This is a genomic window from Actinoallomurus bryophytorum (genome assembly GCF_006716425.1).
Taxonomy (GTDB): Bacteria; Actinomycetota; Actinomycetes; order Streptosporangiales; family Streptosporangiaceae; genus Actinoallomurus; species Actinoallomurus bryophytorum.
The window spans coordinates 4,559,434-4,581,595 of sequence record NZ_VFOZ01000001.1 but is presented as its reverse complement, the minus strand read 5'-3'; the positions used below and the strand labels follow the sequence as shown (position 1 = coordinate 4,581,595).

Genomic DNA, 22,162 nt, shown 5'->3' with positions numbered 1-22,162 from the left:
CCTGGTCAGCTCACGGCGGCGTCCAGCGATCGTGTGAGGCGCTGGAGGATGTCGCTGAGCGTCCGCACCTCGTCGGCCTTCAGACTGGCCGCGGTCGCGATCTTTTCCGTAACCTCCCGGGCGGGCTCGCGGAGCTCTTCGCCGGCGGCGGTGAGGCGGATGACCACAGAGCGCTCGTCGCTCGTGCTGCGTTCACGGGTGATGAGGCCCGCGGCTTCGAGGCGTTTGAGAAGTGGTGAGAGTGTGCCGGAGTCGAGTCGCAGCAGCGCCCCGATCTCCTTCACGGTCAGGTCGCCACGCTCCCAGAGTGGGAGCATGACCAGGTACTGGGGGTAGGTCAGCCCGGTTTCGCGCAAGACGTCGCGGTAGACCGCGTTGAAGGCGCGCGAGGTGTTCTGCAACGCGAAACAGATATGCAGGGCGAGGCGGAGCGGGTCGTGCCGCGCGAAACGTGGTTCCGTTCCTGCTGCGAAACGGACATCGGCTCCCCTCCAGACCCGCCGCAGGGGGGGCGTTTAGGGTGCCGTGATGGCGGAGGACTACTGGAACCACAACGTTCACTACCATCCGCTCCTGCTCGGCGCGGTTCCCGAGCCGTGCCGCAGGGCACTCGACATCGGATGCGGCGACGGGCTGCTGGCCCGCAGGCTGGCCGCGCGTGCCGACGCGGTGACCGGCGTGGACGTCTCGGGAGAGATGATCCGGCTGGCCCGTGAGCGGAGCGCGAGGCTGGGCAACGTGACCTTCGTCGAGGCGGATCTCCTCGGTGAGGAGCGGGGCCCGTTCGGATCGGGTGAGTACGACTTCGTCAGCGCGGTCGCGTCCATCCATCACGTTCCTTTCGCCCCGGCGATCCGGACGATCGAGCGTCTGCTCGCTCCCGGCGGCCGTACGGTCATCGTCGGGCTGGCGCGCAACGCGTCTCCGCTCGACTGGGCGCTGGGGGTCCCGGGGGTCCCCGCGGCCCGGTGGCTCGCGCGACGGAACGGCGGCGAGACCACCCCGGCCGGTATGCCGATCAAGATGCCGGCCATGAGCTGGGGCGAGGTCCGGCGGGAGGCGCGCCGCCTGCTGCCCGGCTGCCGGTTCCGGCGGCATCTCCTCTGGCGCTACTCGCTGACCTGGGAAAAACCCGACGAAGACGGCAGGTGATCGAATTGACCGGCGGAGGACTGTCCCCGAAGGGACTCGACCGGATGCGCGCCGTGATGGCCGGGGCCGTCGAGCGCGGAGAGGTGCCCGGCCTGGTCGCGCTGGTGTACCGGCGCGGCGAGACGCACGCGGTCGCGACCGGCACGACTGCGGTCGACGGCGACGTGCCCGTGGGCCGCGACACGATCTTCCGGATCGCGTCGCTCACCAAGCCGATCACGGCCACCGCGGCGATGATCCTCGTCGAGGAGTGCCGGCTGCGGCTCGACGACCCGGTGGACGACCTGCTGCCCGAGCTGGCCGACCGGCGCGTGCTGCGGAGCATCGACGGGCCGCTGGACGACACGGTGCCCGCCGAGCGGCCCGTGACCGTGCGCGACCTGCTGACCTTCCGGCTCGGGCTGGGGGCGATCTTCGCGCCGCCCGGGACGTACCCCATCCAGCGGGCCCTGGCCGAGACCGGGATCGACCGCGGCCCGGACGGACCCCCGTACGCCGCCGATGAGTGGATCGAGCGGCTCGGCGCGCTGCCCCTGGTGCACCAGCCGGGAGCGGCCTGGATGTACCACACGTCGGCGGACGTGCTCGGGGTGCTGATCGCGCGTGCCGCCGGCCGGCCGCTGGACGCGTTTCTGCGTGAGCGGATCTTCGAGCCGCTCGGGATGACGGACACCGGCTTCCACCTGGCGGCGGACAAGCTCGACCGGATGGCGGTGAGCTATCAGACCGACCTGGAGACCGGTGCGATCGTGCGCCGTGACGACCCGCGCGATGGCGCGTGGGACCGCCCGCCGGTCTTCCTCTCCGGCGGTGGCGGCCCCGGGCTGATCACGACCGCCGACGACTACCTGTCCTTCTGCCGCATGCTGCTGAACAGGGGCCGGTACGACGGGGGCCGCATCCTGTCCCGTCCCGCGGTCGAGCTGATGACCACCGACCACCTCACGCCGGCACAGAAGGCGGGCAACGAGATCTTCCTGGGCTCGGGCGGCTGGGGCTTCGGCCTCGCGGTCGACTCACGGCGCGACGACCTGGCCACCCGGCCCGGCCGGTTCGGCTGGACCGGCGGCCTGGGCACCAGCGCGTACACCGACCCGGCGGAGGGGCTGGTCGGTGTCCTGCTGACCCAGCGCGCGATGAGCTCACCGCGACCGCCACGCGTCTTCCAGGACTTCTGGACCACGGTGTACGCGGCGATCGACGACTGATCACGTACGGACTCTTGACACGGCACAGCTCAGACGCCTCAATGGTCCCAAACCGAACCATTGCCCGCCGCTCCGGGCGGCCCGTCACCCCGAAAGAGCGCATCGTGCCGAACCGAGGTCTGCTCACTCTGGAGCAACTGTGGGTCGAGGTGGAGGCGGAGCGGATCGACACGGTCCTCATCGTCGTCACCGACATGCAAGGACGGCTGCAGGGCAAGCGCCTGTCGGCCAGATTCTTCCTGGAGGAGGTGGCGGCGCACGGTTCGGAGGGGTGCAACTACCTGCTCGCGGTCGACGTCGACATGAACACCGTGGACGGGTACGCCATGTCCTCGTGGGAGCGCGGGTACGGCGACTTCGTCATGCGCCCGGACATGGCCACGCTGCGCTGGATGCCCTGGCACGAAGGGTCGGCCCTAGTCTTCGCCGACTTGACCTGGGAGGACGGGAAAGACGTCGTGGCGTCGCCGCGGCAGATCCTGCGGCGCCAGCTCGACCGGCTCGCCGAACGCGGCTGGGGCGCGTACGTCGGCACCGAGCTGGAGTTCCTGGTCTTCCAGGACTCCTACGAGGACGCCTGGAACCGCCGCTACCAGGGCCTGACGCCGGCCAACCAGTACAACGTCGACTACTCGATCATGGGCACGTCCCGCGTCGAGCCGCTGCTGCGCCGGATCCGCAACGCCATGGACGGCGCCGGGATGTACGTCGAGTCGGCCAAGGGCGAGTGCAACCTCGGCCAGCACGAGATCGCCTTCCGGTACGCCGACGCGCTCAGCACCTGCGACAACCACGTGCTCTACAAGACCGGCGCGAAGGAGATCGCGGCCCAGGAGGGCATGTCGATCACGTTCATGGCCAAGCCGAACGAACGTGAGGGCAACTCCTGCCACGTCCACATCTCGCTGCGGGCCGACGACGGCACGCCGGTGATGTTCGGGGACGGGCAGCACGGGCTCTCGCCGATCGGCGAGCGGTTCATCGCCGGGCAGCTCGCCTGCATGCGCGACTTCACCCTCCTGTACGCGCCGAACGTCAACTCCTACAAGCGGTACGCGCCGGGATCGTTCGCGCCGACCGCGATCAAGTGGGGCATGGACAACCGGACCTGCGCGCTGCGGCTCGTCGGCCACTCGGGCATGTCGCTGCGCATCGAGAACCGCGTGCCCGGCGGCGACGTGAACCCCTACCTGGCCGTGTCCGCGCTGATCGCCGCCGGCCTCCACGGCATCGACAACGAGCTGACGCTGGAGGAGGCGTACGGCGGGAACGCCTACACCTCCGGCGCCGACCAGGTGCGTCCCACTCTGCGCGAGGCCGCTGAGGACTGGACCGGCAGTGGGCTCGCCCGTGCGGCGTTCGGCGACGAGGTCGTGGACCACTACGCGAACAACGCGCAGGTCGAGCTCGCCGCCTACGACCGCGCGGTGACCGACTGGGAGCTGTTCCGCAACTTCGAGCGCACCTGATCGGGGATCCGTGAACTTCCAGGTGATCAATCCGGCGACCGAGGAGGTCGTCGAGTCGGTGCCGATGGCGGGCGCGGAAGAGGTCGACGCCGCCGTCGCGCGCGCCGCCACGGCGTACGAGACCTGGCGGCACGTGGCGCCCGGCGACCGTGCCCGGCTGCTGCGCGCCTTCGCGGACACGGTCGACGCCCACCTCGACGAGCTCGCCGAGATCGAGGTCGTCTCGGCCGGGCATCCGATCGGCCAGGCCCGCTGGGAGGCCGGGAACGTCCACGACCTGCTCCTGTACTACTCGGCGGCGCCGGAGCGGCTCTTCGGGCGGCAGATCCCGGTGGCGGGCGGGCTCGACGTGACGTTCCAGGAGCCGCTGGGCGTGGTCGGCGTGATCGTGCCGTGGAACTTCCCGATGCCGATCATGGGCTGGGGCATGGCCCCGGCCCTCGCCGCCGGCAACACGGTGATCGTCAAGCCCGCGGAGGCGACGCCGCTGACCGCGCGCCGCATCGGCGAGCTGGCCCTGGAGGCGGGGCTGCCCGAGGGCGTGCTCCAGGTCGTGCCGGGCGAGGGTCCCGTCGCTGGACAGCGGCTCGTCGAGCATCCCGGCGTACGGAAGATCGTCTTCACCGGGTCGACACGGGTGGGCAAGCAGATCATGGCGGCGTGCGCGCCCCATGTGAAGCGGCTCACGCTGGAGCTCGGCGGCAAGAGCGCCAACATCGTCTTCGCCGACGCCGACCTGGCCAAGGCCGCCGCCACGGCGCCGTACGCGGTCTTCGACAACGCGGGACAGGACTGCTGTGCCCGCTCGCGCGTGCTCGTGGAACGGAGCGCGTACGACCGGTTCATGGAAATGCTGGAACCCGCCGTGCGCGGCGTACGCGTGGGCGACCCGCGCTCCGCGGACACCGAGGTCGGGCCGCTGATCAGCGCCGCTCACCGGGAGAAGGTCCGGGGCTTCGCCGGCGACGGCGTGGCCTTCCAGGGAAGCTGTCCCGAGGGGCCGGGCTTCTGGTTCCCGCCGACGGTGCTGACCGGCAACGGGCACGGCTGGGACGAGGAGATCTTCGGGCCGGTGGTGAGCGTGCTGCCGTTCGAGGACGAGGCCGACGCCCTGCGGATCGCCAACGACACCGCGTACGGGCTCGCGGGCTCGATCTGGACCCGCGACGTGGGCCGGGCGCTGCGGGTGGCGCGGGGCGTCGAGGCGGGCAACCTGTCCGTCAACTCCCATGCGTCGGTCCGCTACTGGACCCCGTTCGGCGGGTTCAAGCAGTCCGGGTTCGGGCGTGAGCTGGGCCCGGACGCGCTCGGTGCCTTCACCGAGACCAAGAACGTCTTCATCGCGAGCGACTGACGTCTTTCGTCTTTCGTCACTCATCGAATCGGAGGGTCAATGCAGCGCCTGCAGGACCGCGTCGCGGTCGTCACCGGGGGTGCCAGCGGCATCGGGCTGGCGACCGCGCGGCGTTTCGCCCAGGAGGGCGCGAGGGTCGTCATCGCCGACCTCGACGAGACGACCGGTACGGGCGTCGCGGAGGAGGTCGGCGGGCTGTTCGTCCGTGCCGACGTCACCAGCGAGGACGATGTGCGGGAGATGTACTCCTTCGCCCATCAGGCGTACGGCTCGGTCGACATCGCCTTCAACAACGCCGGGATCTCCCCTCCCGAGGACGACTCGATCCTCACGACCGGTCTCGACGCCTGGCGTCGCGTGCAGGAGGTCAACCTGACCAGCGTGTACCTGTGCTGCAAGTACGTCATCCCGTACATGCGATCGCAGGGGCGTGGCTCGATCATCAACACCGCCTCCTTCGTGGCGGTGATGGGCGCGGCGACCTCCCAGATCTCCTACACCGCCTCCAAGGGCGGCGTGCTCGCGATGTCGCGCGAGTTGGGCGTGCAGTTCGCCCGCGAGGGCATCCGGGTGAACGCCCTGTGCCCGGGGCCGGTGAACACCCCGCTGCTGCAGGAGCTGTTCGCCAAGGACCCCGAGCGCGCGGCGCGGCGGCTGGTGCACATCCCGGTGGGGCGGTTCGCCGAGGCGACCGAGATCGCCGCCGCGGTGGCGTTCCTGGCCAGTGACGACGCGTCGTTCATCACGGCTTCGGAGTTCCTGGTGGACGGCGGGATCTCCGGCGCGTACGTGACCCCGGTCGGGTGAGCGCGCCCGTCATCGGCATCACGGCGTACGTCGAGCAGGCCCGGTTCACCGTCTGGGACATGCCGGCCACGCTGCTGCCGCACGCGTACGTCTCACAGATCGTCCAGGCCGGCGGGCAACCCGTGGTGCTGCCGCCGGCCGGGGACCCGTCCTCGGTGCTCCCCCGGCTTGACGCGCTGATCGTGGCCGGCGGCGGCGACATGGACCCCACGACGTACGGGGCCGCGCCGCGTCCGCGTACCGGCCATGTCCGGGACTTCCGCGACTCCGCGGAGCTCGCGCTGGTGCGTGCCGCGCTCGCGCGTGACCTGCCGTTCCTCGGCATCTGCCGGGGCGCGCAGGTGCTCAACGTGGCTCTGGGCGGAACGCTCCACCAGCACGTGCCGGACGTGGTCGGCCACGACCGGCACTGCCCGACGCCGGGGCGCTATCACCGGTTTCCGGTCACGGTCGCGCCGTCCTCCCGGCTCGCCAAGGCGCTGGGCGCGGAGACGGTCACGGTCGCGCACTACCACCACCAGGCCGTCGACCGGCTGGGCACCGGGCTGACCGCGACGTCGTGGTCGGACGACGGCCTGGTCGAGGCCGTCGAGGTCGAGGACCGTCCGTTCGCGCTGGGCGTGCAGTGGCACCCGGAGGCCGACGCGGACGTGTCGCTCCTCTCGGCGCTGGTCGACGCGGCCCGGGGTCACTGAAGGGTCAAGTTACGGTCACACAAAAATCATCTGGTCCCGGTGTGACGGCGTGTCACGCTTTTATCGGTTTCCGTGAGCAGACCGGTGATCGGCGTGACCTCGTACGCCGAACGGGCCCGCTGGGCGGCATGGGACATGCCCGCCAGCGTCGTGCCCCAGCGTTATCTCGACAAGGTCCTCGGTGCGGGGGCCACGCCGGTGATCCTGCCGGCCGTCCCGGACATCGCGGGCGTCCTGGCCCGGCTCGACGGGCTGCTGCTCGTCGGCGGCGGTGACCTGGATCCGATGCGGTACGGGGCGATCCCCCATCCGAAGAACAACCGGGTCAACCTCGTGCGCGACGATGCCGAGATGGCCCTCATCGAGGAGGCGCTCCAGCAGCGCCTGCCGATCCTGGGCATCTGCCGCGGGCTACAGCTCCTCAACGTGGCCCTCGGTGGCACGCTCCACCAGCACGTACCGGACGTGGTGGGCCATGAGAGGCATTCGGGCGGCGACGGGGTCTTCACGCGTCACGACGTGCACCTGAACCCGCGCTGCGTCCTGTCCCGCGCCCTGACCCGTACGACGCTGGAGGTCTCGAGCCTCCACCACCAGGCGATCGACCGGCTGGGCACGGGCCTGACCCCGTGCGCGTGGTCGGACGACGGGCTGATCGAGGCGGTGGAGCTGGAGGGCCACCCCTTCACGGTCGGCGTGCAGTGGCACCCGGAGGCCGACGAGGAGGTCGGGGTGTTCACCGCCCTGGTCGCGGCCGCCGCCGCTCCGCTGCCCGCCATGTGAGCCCGCGAGGCCCGTCCGTGAGCATCGATACTTGGATTACGTGAGGCAGACAGAGGCTTTCTCAGATTTCCGGTGGCGCCGGCTCGCGATGGGCACGGCCGCGGCCGCGACGCTCGTCGCCTTGGCGCCTTCGTCCGCGGAGGCAGCGATTCCGAACCTCGATCCACACTCCGCACCGTCCGCCGTACGGCCCGGCTCGGCCGGCGCGCTGGGGCCGCTGGCCGATATCGCCGTACGGCCCGGCTCGGCCGGCGCGCTGGGGCCGCTGGCCGATATCGCCGTCCAGCGGATCCTGCTGGGCGACAAGGTCGCCGAGGCGAAGTTCGGCACCGACCAGCCGATCGACGACCCCGCCCGTGAACAGCAGGAACTCGACGCCGTGGCCGCCATGGCGTCGAGCGAGGGAATCGATCCCGACGCGAGCGTGCGCTTCTTCCAGGCACAGATCGAGGCGAACAAGGTCGTGCAGCGTGGTCTGTACGCCCTGTGGACCAAGCACCCCGAACTCCGCCCCAGCGAGCGGCCGGACCTCGCCACCGAGGTCAGGCCGGAGCTGGACCAGATCACCACCGAGATCATTCAGCGGCTGAAGGCGACGCAGGACGTCCGTGGGGACACCGCCAGGTGCCGGTCGCTGCTCCTCGACGCGAAGCCGTCCGCGGAGCTCCGGTCCCGGCTGGACGCACTGCACCGCAAGGCGCTGACGGTCGCGCTGCGGTCCGTGTGCACCTCGGACTGACCCTCCCCGGCGCTCGCGTCGCGGCGGGCGGCCCTCGCACCGGCCGCCCGCCGTGCCGTCAGACCCGTACCCCGCGGACCGCCTGGGTGACCAGGGGCAGGTCGAACTCCCCGTTCGCGGTCTCCGGGGTCTCCCGCAGATAGCGGCGAACGCGGTCGAGCAGCTCGGCGCGCTCCTCGCCGGACAGGACCAGTACGTGGGAGTGGGTCCCGACGGTGCCGGCCATCGACTCGGCCGTGCGCCGCTGGATGTTCGGGAAGTCCTCGTGTTCCAGAGCCGGGAACTCGGGGCTCGGCTCGAGCCTCGGCCGGTCCTGCCAGCGGCTGAAGACGACCCCGCTCTGGGACACCTCCTGCAGCCCGCTCACCCAGGGGACCCGGTCGTCCTCGTGGTTCCACAGCCCGGCCAGCACACCGCCGGGAGTCAGCACGCGTGCGATCTCCGGGAACGCGCGCTCCGGATCGAACCAGTGGATCGCCTGGCCGACGACGACCGCGTCCACCGACGCGTCGCCGAGGGGAATCCGCTCGGCGGTGCCCGCCAGCGCCCGTACGCCGGGAAGGAACCGGTGGAGCTCGGCGAGCATCGCCTGGTCCGGCTCGACGGCCACGACCTCCGCGCGCGTACGCAGCAGGCCCTCGGTCAGCTTGCCGGTGCCGGCGGCCAGGTCGAGGACGCGCAGGGGCGTACGGGCCTCGACGGGTTCGAGCGCCCACCGGATCGCGGCATCGGGATAGTCGGGCCGCTCGGCGGCGTAGGCGGCGGCCTGCCCGCCGAACGACGACGCCCGGCGCGCGGTGACGTCCGCAGGGGTGTCGGGAGATGCGTCCATGTCCCCACGGTAGTGACCCGCCGTGCCGGTGGAACGCGTCGAGGGACCGATCGATCATGGTCCACGCCGCATTCGGCCGGTGCGCAACAGGACGTAAGTACTACGTAACCGGAAACCAGCCGGATTGGACTGGACGGTCCTCTTCGTCCGGGGCAGGGTGGCGGACGGCCGCGCAGCCGGCGGCCTCGCCTACCGCGCCACGGGGATGTGCTGTGGAAACCGAAGCAACCGGTCACGAACCGCTGGTCCTCGACCCGACCGCGCGGCGACGAGCCGCGGAGGAGAAGATCCTGCACGCGGCCGAGGGACCGGTCCTCGTCGACATTCTCGGCGAGCGTGCGTGGGCGGTGGCCGACCCCGACCTGCTCTCACGCCTGCTGGCGGACCGTCGCGTGTCGAAGGATCCACGACAGCACTGGCCGCGCTTCATCGAGGGCGAGATCGTCGGGAAATGGCCGCTCTACCTGCAAGTATCCGTCGACAACATGTTCACGGCGTACGGTAAGGCCCATCGGCGGCTGCGTCGCCTGGTCTCTTCGGCGTTCATCGCGCGCAGGCTCGAAGCGCTGATCCCCTCGGTCGAACGGAACACCGCCGACCTCCTCGACGGCCTCGCCGATGCCGAGGGGACGGTCGACCTGCGAGCGGCGTACGCGGTCCAGTTGCCGGTCCGCGTGATCAGCGACCTTCTCGGCATTCCGCATGAGATGCGCGCCCGGTTCAAGGAGACCATCGACCGGATCTGGAACACCACCGCGACGCTCGAAGAGGCGATCGCCGCCACCGGGGACGTCTATGCGATGCTGGACGAACTCGTCCGGATCAAGCGCGCCCAGCCCGCCGACGACATGACCAGCACCCTGATCGCCACGCGGGACGACGAGAGCGGCGGGACCGCGCTGACGGAACGGGAGCTGATCGACACCCTCCTCCTGGTGACCGCCGCCGGCTACGAGACGACCGTGAACCTCATCGACTCGGCCATCACCGCGCTGCTGGCCGACCCGGCACAGCTCGCCCACGTACGGGAGGGCCGGGCCACCTGGGATGACGTCGTCGAGGAGACGCTGCGCTTCGCCGCACCCGTCAGCCACATGCCCATGCGCTACGCGGTCGAGGACATTGCCGTGCCGGGCGGGACGATCCGCGAGGGCGAGGCGATCCTGCCCGCGTTCGGCGCCGCGAGCAATCATCCGAAACACCAGGGCGAGTCCGCCGGCCGGTTCGACGTGACACGGGCGGACAAGTCACACCTCGCGTTCGGGCACGGAGTGCACTTCTGCCTCGGAGCCCCGCTGGCACGGGCCGAGGGTGCCACCGCAGTCGGCGGCCTCTTCGCGCGGTTCCCTTCCGTACGCCTCGCCGTGCCCGCGGCCGAGCTCGAACCGGTGTCCAGCATCCTCGGCAACGGCCACGTCGCGCTTCCGGTCCACCTCTTCGGCCGGGACAGGGACCTGGGGCCTGTCTCGAAGTAATTCGGTTCGGAACGCTCCGGGATCTTCCCGTAGCCTCGCGAGATGAGTTCTGGCAGTCCAGCGGTCTCGTCGACTGATCAGTACCTGGCGTCACTGGCACGTAAGCGCATGGCCGCGGGTGCGCTGTTCCGGGACGCGGCCGGCCACGTGCTGCTGGTCGAGCCGACGTACAAGCCGACATGGGAGATCCCGGGCGGCATCGTCGAGGAGAACGAGTCACCGACGGCCGCGTGCCGCCGCGAGGTGTTCGAGGAACTCGGCCTGGACCGGCCGGTCGGACGGGTGCTGGCGATCGACTGGGTGCCGCCACGGCCCGAACGGACCGAAGGACTGATGCTCGTCTACGACGGCGGAGTCCTGACACCCGACGACATCAGGGCCATCCGGCTCCCCGCCGACGAACTCGCCTCGTACGCTTTCGTCGAGCCGGAACGGGTCTCCGAACGGGCCGGCGCACTGCTCGGCCGCCGCATAGCCGCCTGCCTGGACGCGATGGCGACACAAACGGCGATCTCGCTGGAGAACGGCCAACCGGTCGCCTGAGGTCGCCCGTGATAAATGCGCCGTACGGACCGAGGACCCTTTCTCAGCTCGCCCCCGCCTCGGCCGTGGAGGCCTCGATGAGCTCGCAGTCTTCGGACCGGATGGCGTCGACGACCGCGATGAGCTCGGCGGGCGGCGCCGTCAGTCTGCGGGTGCGCTTGCCCATCCACCCACCGCGGGACAGGACGGTCGCCGCCGTGCTCCCGTCGGCCCGTCGTACTTCGTGGCGCATCTCCCATCGTGCGCCGTCGGCGGACAGGCCGGTCACCTGGCATGTCACCTCGACCTCTTCGGCCAGGAAGACCTCGCGCCGGTAACGGATCTCGTCGGAGAGCAGGACGGGGCCGACCTCGGCGCCGAGAAATCGGCGTGCGTCCCAGCCTGACTGCTGGAAATAGGCGATGCGGGCGTGATTGGCATACTCCAGATACCGGGTGTTCCGCAGATGCCCGTTCACATCGACATCGTCCCAGCGGACTTCCAGTTTCTTCACGTACGTCTCCGGCATCCGGCGACCCTACTCGGACCGGCCGGCCTGGCGGTCACCCTGACTCCTCCGGCGGCGGCCGGCTTCCGCTAACGGGAGCCGTCGGTCGAGGTCACGAGCGTGACCTCCTCCAGCCGCTCGAATCTGCCGTCCTCCGCGCGGCTGCCGAACACGTACGACTCGCGCACCTGCGAGGTGCCATCGGCCATCTCGACGGTGAGTACATGCCGATCCGCGTAGGCGCGTCCGTCGGTCAGCTCGTCCAGCATCTCGATCCTCACCGAGCGAATCGCGGTACGGATGCGGGTGAGATTCCGCGCCACCTCGGCCCAGTCGGCCCATGTGCCGTCGGTGCGTTGCCGGTAGGCAGGGACGAAATGCCTGGCCATCACCTCCTCCACCGGAGTGTCCCGCTCGTTCAGCAGTTCGTTGAGTACCACCGTCATACCTGTCATCGGACCTTCTCCCGTCTCTGGCGTTCCATCGACTGAACCAGCCCAGGCGCGTACGCCACCATGCACGATCGGCCCGGCCGCATACGCGGGTGTCCTGAGTCCGCACGAGTACCATCCGGGCGTGGACGTGATCAGCGAAGCCATCGGAAGCGTCCGTGCCGGACGTGCCAACGGTCGCCGGATCAATGAGTCGGGAGCGTGGGGTATACGTTTTCCCGGCTTCGCGGGGATCGGTTTCCATGTCGTGCTGCACGGCCGGGGCTGGCTCGTCGCCGAGGGGATCGAGCCGGTGGCGCTGCGTCCGGGCGACGTCGTCGTGGCCCCGAACGGTGCCGAACACGGCCTCTGCCATGCCCCCGCCCGGCTCAAGGACCTGCCCGCCGTGACGACGACCGCCGAGCCGTGGGATCCTCGGCCGGCCGATTTCGCGTTCCTCTGCGGCGCGTACCGCCTTGACCGGGGTCAGATCCACCCGTTCCTTGACGCGATGCCGAACATCATCGTGGTGTCGCCCGACTACGAGGGCCATCCGGAGCTGCGATCGCTGGTCGGCCTTCTCGATGACGACGTGGCGGAGGCGCGCCCCGGCAACGGGGTGACCCGGTCCGCGCTGGTCGATCTCATGCTGGTGCACGTCCTGCGGCAGTGGCAGGGGACGGCGGACTGGGCTGCGGTCACCGACCCGGCCATCGCCGCCGCGCTGCGTGCGATCCACGGCCGGCCACAGCACCCGTGGACGGTGCAGCGGCTCGCGAAGGTCGCCGGGATGTCACGGACCCCGTTCAGCAGCCGCTTCACCGCCCTGGTCGGCAAGCCACCGATCACGTACCTGACCCACTGGCGCCTGGCCTACGGCGCCCGCCTGCTCCGCCAGACCGAGGATCCACTGGCGGCGATCGCCCGCCGGGTCGGCTACTCGACGGAGTTCGCCTTCGCCGGCGCGTTCCGCCGCGAGTACGGTGTCGCCCCCGGTCGTTTCCGCAACCACCCTGATCCCATCCCCCGGCAACCGCGAGCCGCGCCTCACCGATCGCGGCCGGCGCCCGCCAGGCCCTAACACGCGATGACGCTGACGGCGAGGCCGCCGCGTGACGTCTCCGGCATAGGCCCCTTCCTCGCGGTCGCCACCGCGCGAGGGGAGCCGCCCCGGGGCTCGGCGTGTGGTCACACCGCCAGGGCCCCGCCTACGAAGGTGCGTTCTGGCGGAGACGCCACGAGTTCCACCATGGTGCCGGCGCGGAGTCCCTCGCCAAGGACGTGTGTGATCGCCTCGGTCAGGGCGGTGCCGAGGCGCGTGGTGATCTCGGCGGCGTCGGGGCGTTCGAAGACGCCGGCGCGGACGCCCAAAGTCACCGAGGCGTTCGTGTCCACGGCCTTGCCGCCCTGGGCGAAGCGGCCTGCGGAGACTCCGGCCAGGCGGATGGTCACCAGGTCGCGGGCCCATTCGCCGTAGACGTCGACGATCGCCTCGGTCAGGGCGGTGACGAGTTCGGGCTCGTTACCGGTCAGCCTGTTCTCTGGAAGGTGGACGGTCAGATGCGGCACAGTGGACCTCGTTCTCTTTGACCATAAAGGCTTTAGCATCAAAGGTATATGGGAGATTCGCGCCGATGTCCACGGAAACGGATGGTCCTGCCGTTGATGAGGCCGTCCGCACGCTGCTGCTGCTCATGCCACGGCTCGTCGGCCGCGCCAAGCGCCTGCCCATCCCCCGGGCGCTTCAGGCCCTTGACCTGGCACCGCGCCATCTCGCGCTGCTTGCCCACCTGGAGTACGACGGTCCCGCCAGCGTCAACGAGCTCGCCGCCCGGCTGGAGGTGGCCCCGACGACCGTCAGCCTCATGGTCAGCGAGCTGTCACGGCCGGGCGTCCTGCGACGCACGGTGGATCCCGCCGACCGTCGCCGCCACATCATCGCCATCGCCCCCGCCCACACCGCGACGATCGGCCAATGGCTTTCTGGCAGTGCCTCCGCGTGGGAACGCGTCATGGGCGACCTCGAACCCGCCGAACGCGCCACGGTCATCACCGCTCTGCTCGCCTACGAGGCCGCCCTGGAGCCGCGCCCAGAGCGACGAGCCACTCAAGCGCCGCTCTGAAGACGATCGACCTGGAGGGTTCGGCCGCACTTATTGGAAGAACTAGGTTGTCCCGCATGATCGATGGCGCTCCTCTCACCGACCTGATCCAGGAAGGCCGCACTGCTCCTGCGGTGCCCGCGCGGATCGGCCGCCACGACGTCCTGGTGGAGAGCGGCTGGGTGGGGACTTTCGTGTACCGGGTCCGCGGCGATCGGGTCCTGGTGGTCCATGCCAACAAGGGCTACCGAGACGATGTCGTGGGTGCGCTGCTGGACGCCGTGGACGATCTCGCGGACGCCGACGACCTCGGTTCGATCGTTCGGCCGCGCCCGATCGAGGTTCCGGGGTTCGCGCTGGATCGGGCCGTCCTGCTCGGTCCCGGACACACCGACTTCTTCAGGGACGGTCCGTTGGCGGACATCGGGACGCAGGTCATCCCGGTGCATCGTTCCGAGGTCGTCGATGGTGAGGAGTACGAGGCCTGCCGGCCGGGCATCATCGGCAAGAACCTGGCCATCCGGCACTACGACTGGACCCGTGAGCCGTCGCCGAGGGCGGACGTGCGGCGCCTTGACGATGGCGTGGGCGGCCTGTATCGACGCAACCGTCGCAGCCGCAGGAGTTCGAAGCCCGCACTGGTGCAGGCAAGGGTGGTGTTGGAGCGGAATCTGCCCGCCCTGCTGGACGATGTCCAGTTGTCGGTCATGGACACACGCGGTCATGATCTGCGGCTGCGCCGCGATTGGGACCGGCTGCGCGGCACGCTCCAGATCCCCGGTAAGGCCGAGGCCGTCGATGTGGACATCTCCCGGCTTTCGGCCTGGGCCGTCTTCGGCCCGCTGTTCGGCGGCGCCGACTTCGAGCCCGCCGCATTGGAGACGCGGCAGCCGTCCGAACACATGCTGATGATGCACGTGAATGACGGCGAGCGCCGGCGCCACGACCAGGACGGCCACCCCGCTTCCCTGGAGGAGTGCCTGCTGTGGCTGGACGCGCTCGCGCCCACGGACGGCAACTACCTGATCTTCACCGGAAGGTCGGAAGGCATCGTCCAGATGAGGTGGCAGGGGCCCGGCGAGCCGAGGCTCTGGCTGGAGACACCCGAGCCCGCCCACCACCGTTCCCGGGGCCGGTACGTCACGCGCGACGAGGCCGTGACCATGATCCAGGCTCTGGCCAGAGAGGACGACGTGGCCGTGGATGACCTGGGCGATCTGGAGACCGTCACCTGGGATCCCGGCACCGGCGCGCGATGAGCGCCCCGGTCAGCATTCGATGACGTTCACGGCGAGGCCGCCGCGTGAGGTCTCCTTGTACTTGTCGAGCATGTCGCGGCCTGTGTCGCGCATCGTCTTGATGGCCTTGTCCAGCGACACGAAGTGGCGGCCGTCGCCCCTCAGGGCCAGGCGTGAGGCGCTGATGGCCTTGATGGAGGCGACCGCGTTGCGCTCGATGCAGGGCACCTGGACCAGGCCGCCGACCGGGTCGCAGGTCAGGCCCAGGTTGTGTTCGATGCCGATCTCGGCGGCGTTCTCCACCTGCTCCGGTGTGCCGCCGAGGATCTCCGTCAGGCCTGCGGCCGCCATCGCGCAGGCCGAGCCGACCTCTCCCTGGCAGCCCACCTCCGCGCCCGAGATGGAGGCGTTCTCCTTGATGATGACGCCCATGGCTCCGGCGGTGAGCAGGAAGCGTATGACGCCCTCGTCCGAGGCGCCCGGGACGTACTTGTCGTAGTAGTGCAGCACGGCCGGGACGATGCCGGCGGCGCCGTTGGTCGGGGCGGTGACGATGCGGCCGCCGGCGGCGTTCTCCTCGTTGACCGCCAGGGCGAACAGCGTCACCCAGTCCATCGCCTGCAGGGGGTCGGTGCCGGTCTCGGTGACCAGTTTCGTGTGCAGTTGCTGGGCGCGGCGGCGTACCTTCAGGCCACCCGGGAGCAGGCCCTCGCGCGTGCAGCCGCGTTCGACGCTCTCTTGCATGACGCGCCACAGCTCGAGCAGGCGAGCGCGGATCTCCGCCTCGTCACGCCCGAACGCCTTCTCGTTCTCCATCACCAGCGCCGGGATCGACAGGCCGGTCTCGCGGGTCAGGTCAAGAAGCGAGGCGCCGGTCGCGAACGGGTACGGCACCTCGGTGTCGTCCGGCTTGATGCGGTCGGCACCGGTGGCGTCCTCGTCGACGACGAAGCCGCCGCCGACCGAGTAGTACACCTTCTCGCGCAGCGGGGTGTCCGAGGCATCATGCGCGGTGAAGCGCATGCCGTTCGGGTGGTGGGGCAGTGACTTCTTTCGTTCGAAGACGAGGTGGTCGCCGACGACGAAGGGCACCTCGTGGTCGCCGAACAGGCGGATGACACCGCTCGAACGCGCGGCGGCCACGCGGGCGTCCACGCCCGAGACATCGACCAGCTCCGGTTTGTCGCCCTCCAGGCCCAGCATCACGGCCTTGTCGCTGCCGTGCCCCTTGCCGGTCAGGCCGAGCGAGCCGTACAGCACCACACGTACCGACGCGGTCTTCTCCAGGAGGCCGTCGTCGGAAAGGCCGAGCGCGAAGCGGTGGGCCGCCGCCATCGGCCCGCCCGTGTGCGAGCTGGACGGGCCGATACCGATCTTGAACAGGTCGAAGACGCTGATCGCCATTACTTCGCCACGGCGCTGCGGGCCTCCATGGCCTGCTGGTAGAGGCGCCCGGCGCGGTAGCTGGAGCGTACGAGCGGGCCGGACATGACGCCGACCAGGCCGATCTCCTCGGCCTCCGCCTTCAGCTCGACGAACTCCTCCGGCTTGACCCAGCGCTCGACCGGGTGGTGCCGGGGCGAGGGACGGAGGTACTGGGTGATGGTGAGCAGCTCGCAACCCGCGTCGTACAGGTCGCGCATCGCCTGGGAGATCTCCTCGCGGGTCTCGCCCATGCCGAGGATGAGGTTGGACTTGGTGACCAGGCCCGCCGAACGCGCCTGTGTGATGACCGAGAGCGACCGTTCGTACCGGAAGGCCGGGCGGATCCGCTTGAAGATCCGCGGGACCGTCTCCACGTTGTGCGCGAGGACCTCGGGGCGCGCGGAGAAGACCTCGGCGAGCTGGGAGGGTACGGCGTTGAAGTCGGGGATGAGCAGCTCGACGCCGCAGCCGGGCAGCCGGGAGTGGATCTGGCGGACGGTCTCGGCGTACAGCCAGGCGCCGCCGTCGGCCAGGTCGTCGCGGGCGACGCCGGTGATCGTGGCGTACCGCAGGCCCATCTGCTCGACGGAGTCGGCGACGCGCCGGGGCTCGTCGGGGTCGTACGCGGCGGGCTTGCCGGTGTCGATCTGGCAGAAGTCACAGCGGCGGGTGCACTGGTCGCCGCCGATGAGGAAGGTGGCCTCGCGGTCCTCCCAGCATTCGAAGATGTTGGGACAGCCGGCCTCCTGACACACCGTGTGCAGACCCTCGCTGCGCACCAGGTCGGTCAGCTCGCGATACTGCGGGCCCATCTTCATCCGGGTCTTGATCCAGGGCGGCTTGCGCTCGATCGGGGTCTCGGCGTTACGCGCCTCGACCCTCAGCAGCTTGCGGCCCTCCGGGGCGATGGTCATCAGTTCACATCTCTCACAAACTGGGATATAGCGGGTGCCGCTCGGCCAGGTCGCGTACCCGGGCCGACAGCGCGGCTGAGTCGAATGACGGCTGGAGAGCCAGCGCGATCACGTCGGCGACCTCGGCGAAGTCCGCCTCCTGGAAGCCACGCGTGGCCAGTGCCGGCGTGCCGATCCGCAGACCCGACGTCACCATCGGGGGGCGCGGGTCGTTGGGTACGGCGTTGCGGTTGACGGTGATGCCGATGTCGTGGAGGCGGTCCTCGGCGTCGCGCCCGGTCAGCTCGGACTCGACCAGGTCGACCAGCACCAGGTGCACGTCGGTGCCGCCGGTCAGGACCTTGACGCCCGCCTTGGCGGAGTCCTCGCGCAGGAGCCGCGAGGCGAGGGTGCGCGCACCCTCGACCGTACGGCGCTGGCGCTCGGCGAACTCCTCCGACGCGGCGATCTTCAGGGCGACCGCCTTGGCGGCGATGACGTGTTCGAGCGGGCCACCCTGCGTGCCCGGGAACACCGCGGAGTTGATCTTCTTGGCGAACTCCTCTCGGCAGAGGATGAGGCCGCCACGAGGCCCGCACAGCGTCTTGTGCGTCGTGGTCGTGACGATGTCGGCGTGCGGCACCGGCGAGGGGTGCAGGCCCGCGGCGACGAGCCCGGCGAAGTGCGCCATGTCAACCATCAACAGCGCACCGGTCTCGTCCGCGACGCGGCGGAACGCGGCGAAGTCGAGCCGGCGCGGGTACGCCGACCAGCCGGCGACGATCATCTTCGGCCGGTGCTCGTGGGCCAGCCGGGCGACCTCGTCCATGTCCACCAGGCCGTCGTCGCCCACGTGGTACGCGGCGACGTTGAACATCTTGCCGGAGTAGTTGATCTTCATGCCGTGGGTCAGGTGGCCGCCGTGCGCCAGGTCCAGGCCCAGGATGGTGTCGCCGGGCTGCAACAGCGCGAAGTAGACCGCGATGTTGGCCTGCGCGCCCGAGTGCGGCTGCACGTTGGCGTGGTCCGCGCCGAACAGCTCCTTGGCGCGGTCGATCGCCAGTTGCTCGGTCACGTCGACGTACTCACAGCCGCCGTAGTAGCGCCGACCCGGGTAACCCTCGGCGTACTTGTTGGTCATCACCGAGCCCTGGGCCTCGAGCACGCTCACCGGCGCGAAGTTCTCCGAGGCGATCATCTCCAGGGTGGACTGCTGGCGGTGCAGCTCGTCCGCGATCGCCGCGGCGACCTCCGGGTCGGCGTCGGCAAGAGAGGCGTTGGTCAGGCTCATCACGCCTCCTCGATCAGCTTGGAGTACGCGGGGGCGTCGAGCAGGTCGGGGGCGTCGCCATCCGTACGGATCTTGAACAGCCAGCCCTCGCCGTACGGGTCGGCATTGATCACGGCCGGGTCCTCCTCGACCGAACCGTTCACCGCCACGACCTCTCCCGTCACCGGTGAGTAGATGTCACTCACCGACTTGGTGGACTCCGCCTCACCACAGGGCTCCCCGGCCTCGACCGACGCGCCCTCCTGGGGCAGCGAGACGTAGACGATGTCACCGAGGGCGTCGGCGGCATAGGCGGTGATCCCGATGGTGACAACGCCTTCGGCGGGCTCGGTAATCCACTCGTGCTCCTCCGTGTAGGAAAGCGTCTCGGGAACGGTGCTCACGGGGTCCTCCTATAGAAGGGCAGGGCGACCTTGTCGACCGGCTCGTTTTTGCCGCGGATGTCCACGTAAAGATCGGTGTCTTCGGTGTGACCCGCGTCGATATAGCCCATGGCGATGGGCTTGCCCAGTGTCGGGGATGGCGCGCCGCTGGTCACGACTCCGCACGGCGTGCCGTCTGATCCCACGATTTCGTACCCGTGCCGGGGCACCCGGCGCCCCTTGGCCACGAGTCCGATGAGTGTGCGCTCAGGCGTCTCGTCGGCCAGCGCGGCTAGTGCCGCACGGCCCACGAAGTCGCCCTTGTCGAACTTGATGGTCCTGCCCAGACCGGCGTCGTACGGGGTCGTCGCGGTCGTGAGCTCGTTGCCGTACAGCGGCATCCCGGCCTCGAGGCGCAGCGTGTCACGCGCGGACAGCCCGCACGGCCGCAGCTCGTCGCCGCCCGCCTCGGTGAGCGCCTCCCACACGGTCACGGCGTCGCTCGCGGGGACGAACAGCTCGAAGCCGTCCTCGCCGGTGTATCCGGTACGGGCGATCAGGGCGTCGATCCCCGCCACGGCACCGGGCAGGCCCGCGTAGTACTTCAGGTCGGCCACCGGCGCGTCGGTGAGCTTGCTCAGGATCGCCTGGGCCTTCGGCCCCTGGACGGCGACCAGCGCGTACGCGTCGGAGCGGTCGTCGACGGTGGCGCCCTCGAAGCCATCGGAGCGTTTGACCAGCTCGGAGTGGACGAGGGCGGCGTTCGAGGCGTTGGCGACGACCAGGAAGGTCTCGGCGGCCAGCCGGTAGACGATCAGGTCGTCCAGCACGCCGCCCTGCGGGTCGCAGATCATCGTGTACCGCGCCCGGCCGACCGCGAGCGCCGACAGATGCCCGATGAGCGCGTGGTCGAGGGCGGCCCCGGCCTGGGTCCCGGTGACGAAGATCTCCCCCATGTGGGAGAGGTCGAACAGCCCGGCGCTCGTGCGTACGGCCTGGTGTTCGGCGGTCTCGCTGCCGTAGCGCAGCGGCATCAGATAGCCGGCGAACTCGGTGACGGTGGCGCCCAGGTCCTCGTGGACCTCGGCGAGTGGTGTCTTCTTGGTGTCCGGAGCGGACATCGCGGCAGGCTCCTTATCGCGCAGGCGCTCACGTACTGGCGGGTCTCATCGTCCCACTGGCACGCGGCATGCGGTTTCGGCGCCTCCCCCTCTGTCATCGGTGCCTGAGAGCTTCACCCGTGAGGGCTTGCACCTTCGGCGGGAGCGTCGCTCCGCTTTCCAGAGGTCGCCTGGTCCACGCGGTTCTCTTCGCCTGAGAGGTTCCGGGGAGGATTTGCTCCTTCGGCGGCCCGGGCTGGCGGCCCGGGCGCTCTCCCGCGTGGGATCAACGGCTCTGGCCAGGCTAGCAGCGCCCGCCGTCGCCGCGATAGTGGCGCGTTGGCGCACGCGATCCGCGGCGGACCGGCTCGGTCCGCCGCGGATCGTGATCATCGGCTCCGTCAGCGTACGAAGGACACCTCCGGGTACCGGGGCGACGGCCCGTCGAGCAGGCCGTCGTCGCGACCGCGCAGGTGGCGGTCGAAGAAGGCGGCCAGGTACGCGCGCTCGGTCGCAACGGCGCGCGCCGGGTCGATCCAGCCGATGTCCTCGTACGCCGCCTCCGACGGCAGGCCGATCTTGCTCAGCTGCGGCACGAGGGACTCCATGTCGGTGTAGCTGTGGTGCTTCGAGCCGCGCAGGTGAAGGTCCAGCTTCGGGCCGTCGCTGTTCGACCAGAGCGCCTCCCACGACCGTACGGTGTGGTGGTCGCTCGCCTGGCTGCCCATGAGCAGGAACGGCCGCCTCAGCCCGTCCTCGGCGAGCGGTGACAGGCCGGGACCGCCGTCGTCCTGGTCGAAGCCGAGCGTGCCGTCCAGGTCCGCGGCGGCCGCGACCCGCGGATCGTCGTGCATGGTCTGCAGCGCGGTGAAGCCGCCCGCCGACTGGCCGAACATGCCGATCTTGCCGGGATCGAGCGCGGCACCGAGTCCGTTCGGGAGCGTGGGAAGCCGGTCGAGCACGAAGCGGGTGTCGGCCACCCGTACGCTCACCAGCTTCTTCAGCGTGGACAGGATGTCCCCGTCCACCGGCACTTTGAAAGGCTCGACCCGGCCGCCGGGGAACTCCACCTCGGACGCGTCATAGGTGTGGTCGATCGTCACGACGACGTAGCCGCGGGAGGCGAGGTCCTCGGCGAGCGTCGTGCCCAGCGTCCGTGGGTCGCCGAGGCCGGGCGAGTACAGCACGACCGGATGGCGGCCGGCCTGGACGGGAGCGTTCGCGTGGGAGTGCGTCAGGGTGGCGCCCCAGGGCACCTTTCCCGGGGGGATGCCCCAGCCCTCGTGCACGGGTGTGCCGAGGGACTCGTCGAAGTGCTTCGCCGCGGCCGGCGACATCTGCGGCGCGACCGGGTACGCGCCGGCGTCGCTCGCCGGGTAGAAGGCACTGACCATCAGCTCCCGGTACGGCTGCGCGGGCACCCAGGGATCGGGCCGCGAGTGGTCGACCAGGCGCAGCGCCACCGTGCCGACCGCGTACGGGCCGGACGGTGCCGGCAGTACGAGCCTTGTGAGCCCGGGGGCGCCGGTCTTCGGGGTCACGGCCGATGAGACGGCGGGACCCGCCGTGACCAGGGCGCCCGTGATCAGGCCGCCGATGAGCAGTCGTGTGACGCGGGACTTTCGCATGGGATGGAGACCTCCGGATCGGGTGTCTCTCATGCTGCTGAGCCGCGCGCGTCCGCCCAATGGGGTCACCACGCGAGCGGGGGTTCGGTTGTCCCCACCCAGGGCCGAACCGAGTGATGTGCCGTTACTGTTCCGGCATGGTGTGCTG

General features: G+C 70.2%; 24 protein-coding genes and 2 riboswitches. Of the genes, 13 read left to right on the top strand and 11 right to left on the bottom strand.

Going from position 1 to position 22,162, the window contains the following annotated elements; genetic code table 11:
* Positions 1 to 5: 5 nt before the first annotated feature.
* Positions 6 to 401, bottom strand: a complete 396-nt coding sequence (locus FB559_RS21715; RefSeq protein WP_246121873.1) for a MarR family winged helix-turn-helix transcriptional regulator — start codon at positions 399 to 401, stop codon at positions 6 to 8.
* A gap of 127 nt (positions 402 to 528) precedes the next feature.
* Between FB559_RS21715 and FB559_RS21710 the strand changes: the two genes are divergently transcribed.
* The 8 genes from FB559_RS21710 (at position 529) to FB559_RS21675 (ending at position 8,207) form a co-directional block, all read left to right on the top strand.
* On the top strand, positions 529 to 1,152 hold the full coding sequence (locus FB559_RS21710; protein ID WP_141957340.1) for a class I SAM-dependent methyltransferase: 624 nt from the start codon (positions 529 to 531) through the stop codon (positions 1,150 to 1,152).
* Entirely contained in the window at positions 1,149 to 2,360 is a 1,212-nt protein-coding gene (locus tag FB559_RS21705; protein ID WP_246121871.1) for a serine hydrolase domain-containing protein, read from the top strand. The genes FB559_RS21710 and FB559_RS21705 overlap by 4 nt, the downstream gene beginning before the upstream one ends.
* Positions 2,361 to 2,461: 101 nt before the next feature.
* Entirely contained in the window at positions 2,462 to 3,829 is a 1,368-nt protein-coding gene (locus tag FB559_RS21700) for a glutamine synthetase family protein (RefSeq protein ID WP_246122542.1), read from the top strand.
* A 10-nt stretch (positions 3,830 to 3,839) separates the two neighbouring features.
* Entirely contained in the window at positions 3,840 to 5,183 is a 1,344-nt protein-coding gene (locus tag FB559_RS21695) for an aldehyde dehydrogenase family protein (RefSeq protein WP_141957338.1), read from the top strand.
* A gap of 39 nt (positions 5,184 to 5,222) precedes the next feature.
* A complete protein-coding gene (locus FB559_RS21690; RefSeq protein WP_141957337.1) occupies positions 5,223 to 5,990 on the top strand; it encodes a 3-oxoacyl-ACP reductase in 768 nt (255 codons plus the stop codon).
* Positions 5,987 to 6,685 (top strand): gamma-glutamyl-gamma-aminobutyrate hydrolase family protein, encoded by a 699-nt coding sequence (locus FB559_RS21685; RefSeq protein ID WP_141957336.1) that lies wholly within the window; start codon positions 5,987 to 5,989, stop codon positions 6,683 to 6,685. Before FB559_RS21690 ends, FB559_RS21685 begins: the two co-directional genes overlap by 4 nt.
* A 72-nt stretch (positions 6,686 to 6,757) precedes the next feature.
* A complete protein-coding gene (locus FB559_RS21680) occupies positions 6,758 to 7,468 on the top strand; it encodes a gamma-glutamyl-gamma-aminobutyrate hydrolase family protein (protein WP_141957335.1) in 711 nt (236 codons plus the stop codon).
* Between the two features lie 40 nt (positions 7,469 to 7,508).
* Complete coding sequence (locus FB559_RS21675; RefSeq protein WP_221640120.1) at positions 7,509 to 8,207, top strand: chorismate mutase; 699 nt, start codon at positions 7,509 to 7,511, stop codon at positions 8,205 to 8,207.
* 58 nt (positions 8,208 to 8,265) lie between these two features.
* On the opposite strand, the gene FB559_RS21670 is transcribed toward FB559_RS21675, so the two are convergent.
* Positions 8,266 to 9,039: a class I SAM-dependent methyltransferase gene (locus FB559_RS21670; RefSeq protein ID WP_141957334.1), complete on the bottom strand. Its 774-nt coding sequence runs from the start codon at positions 9,037 to 9,039 to the stop codon at positions 8,266 to 8,268.
* A gap of 212 nt (positions 9,040 to 9,251) precedes the next feature.
* Here FB559_RS21670 and FB559_RS21665 point away from each other — a divergent pair, with 212 nt between their 5' ends.
* Together FB559_RS21665 and FB559_RS21660 are read left to right on the top strand one after the other, a co-directional pair.
* The gene (locus tag FB559_RS21665) at positions 9,252 to 10,514 is read left to right on the top strand and encodes a cytochrome P450 family protein (RefSeq protein ID WP_246121869.1); all 1,263 of its coding nucleotides are present in this window, start codon (positions 9,252 to 9,254) and stop codon (positions 10,512 to 10,514) included.
* A gap of 42 nt (positions 10,515 to 10,556) precedes the next feature.
* Positions 10,557 to 11,057, top strand: a complete 501-nt coding sequence (locus FB559_RS21660; protein ID WP_221640119.1) for an NUDIX domain-containing protein — start codon at positions 10,557 to 10,559, stop codon at positions 11,055 to 11,057.
* Positions 11,058 to 11,100: 43 nt separating this feature from the next.
* Here FB559_RS21660 and FB559_RS21655 read toward each other — a convergent pair whose 3' ends face one another.
* Both FB559_RS21655 and FB559_RS21650 read right to left on the bottom strand, forming a co-directional pair.
* Positions 11,101 to 11,565: an acyl-CoA thioesterase gene (locus FB559_RS21655; protein ID WP_141957332.1), complete on the bottom strand. Its 465-nt coding sequence runs from the start codon at positions 11,563 to 11,565 to the stop codon at positions 11,101 to 11,103.
* A gap of 68 nt (positions 11,566 to 11,633) precedes the next feature.
* Complete coding sequence (locus tag FB559_RS21650; RefSeq protein ID WP_221640118.1) at positions 11,634 to 11,990, bottom strand: hypothetical protein; 357 nt, start codon at positions 11,988 to 11,990, stop codon at positions 11,634 to 11,636.
* A 130-nt stretch (positions 11,991 to 12,120) separates the two neighbouring features.
* On the opposite strand from FB559_RS21650, the gene FB559_RS21645 reads away from it, so the two are divergent.
* The gene (locus FB559_RS21645) at positions 12,121 to 13,056 is read left to right on the top strand and encodes an AraC family transcriptional regulator (protein WP_141957330.1); all 936 of its coding nucleotides are present in this window, start codon (positions 12,121 to 12,123) and stop codon (positions 13,054 to 13,056) included.
* 107 nt (positions 13,057 to 13,163) lie between these two features.
* Here FB559_RS21645 and FB559_RS21640 read toward each other — a convergent pair whose 3' ends face one another.
* Positions 13,164 to 13,544, bottom strand: coding sequence for a tautomerase family protein (locus tag FB559_RS21640; protein WP_141957329.1), 381 nt, complete (start codon positions 13,542 to 13,544; stop codon positions 13,164 to 13,166).
* Between the two features lie 65 nt (positions 13,545 to 13,609).
* On the opposite strand from FB559_RS21640, the gene FB559_RS21635 reads away from it, so the two are divergent.
* Together FB559_RS21635 and FB559_RS21630 are read left to right on the top strand one after the other, a co-directional pair.
* Complete coding sequence (locus FB559_RS21635) at positions 13,610 to 14,098, top strand: MarR family winged helix-turn-helix transcriptional regulator (RefSeq protein WP_141957328.1); 489 nt, start codon at positions 13,610 to 13,612, stop codon at positions 14,096 to 14,098.
* Positions 14,099 to 14,154: 56 nt separating this feature from the next.
* Complete coding sequence (locus FB559_RS21630; RefSeq protein WP_141957327.1) at positions 14,155 to 15,336, top strand: hypothetical protein; 1,182 nt, start codon at positions 14,155 to 14,157, stop codon at positions 15,334 to 15,336.
* Between the two features lie 9 nt (positions 15,337 to 15,345).
* Here the strand turns inward: FB559_RS21630 and FB559_RS21625 are convergent, their stop codons facing one another.
* The 6 genes from FB559_RS21625 to FB559_RS21600 form a co-directional block, all read right to left on the bottom strand.
* The gene (locus tag FB559_RS21625; protein ID WP_141957326.1) at positions 15,346 to 16,719 is read right to left on the bottom strand and encodes an L-serine ammonia-lyase; all 1,374 of its coding nucleotides are present in this window, start codon (positions 16,717 to 16,719) and stop codon (positions 15,346 to 15,348) included.
* Complete coding sequence (gene lipA / locus FB559_RS21620; protein WP_141957325.1) at positions 16,719 to 17,654, bottom strand: lipoyl synthase; 936 nt, start codon at positions 17,652 to 17,654, stop codon at positions 16,719 to 16,721. Before lipA ends, FB559_RS21625 begins: the two co-directional genes overlap by 1 nt.
* Positions 17,655 to 17,667: 13 nt before the next feature.
* Entirely contained in the window at positions 17,668 to 18,924 is a 1,257-nt protein-coding gene (locus FB559_RS21615) for a serine hydroxymethyltransferase (protein WP_141957324.1), read from the bottom strand.
* Entirely contained in the window at positions 18,924 to 19,307 is a 384-nt protein-coding gene (gcvH, locus tag FB559_RS21610) for a glycine cleavage system protein GcvH (RefSeq protein WP_141957323.1), read from the bottom strand. The genes FB559_RS21615 and gcvH overlap by 1 nt, the downstream gene beginning before the upstream one ends.
* Positions 19,304 to 20,407, bottom strand: a complete 1,104-nt coding sequence (gcvT, locus tag FB559_RS21605) for a glycine cleavage system aminomethyltransferase GcvT (protein ID WP_141957322.1) — start codon at positions 20,405 to 20,407, stop codon at positions 19,304 to 19,306. The genes gcvH and gcvT overlap by 4 nt, the downstream gene beginning before the upstream one ends.
* 81 nt (positions 20,408 to 20,488) lie before the next feature.
* Positions 20,489 to 20,576, bottom strand: a riboswitch (glycine riboswitch).
* 1 nt (position 20,577) lies between these two features.
* A riboswitch (glycine riboswitch) is annotated at positions 20,578 to 20,675 on the bottom strand.
* Between the two features lie 112 nt (positions 20,676 to 20,787).
* Complete coding sequence (locus FB559_RS21600; RefSeq protein ID WP_141957321.1) at positions 20,788 to 22,014, bottom strand: alpha/beta hydrolase family protein; 1,227 nt, start codon at positions 22,012 to 22,014, stop codon at positions 20,788 to 20,790.
* Positions 22,015 to 22,162: the final 148 nt, after the last annotated feature.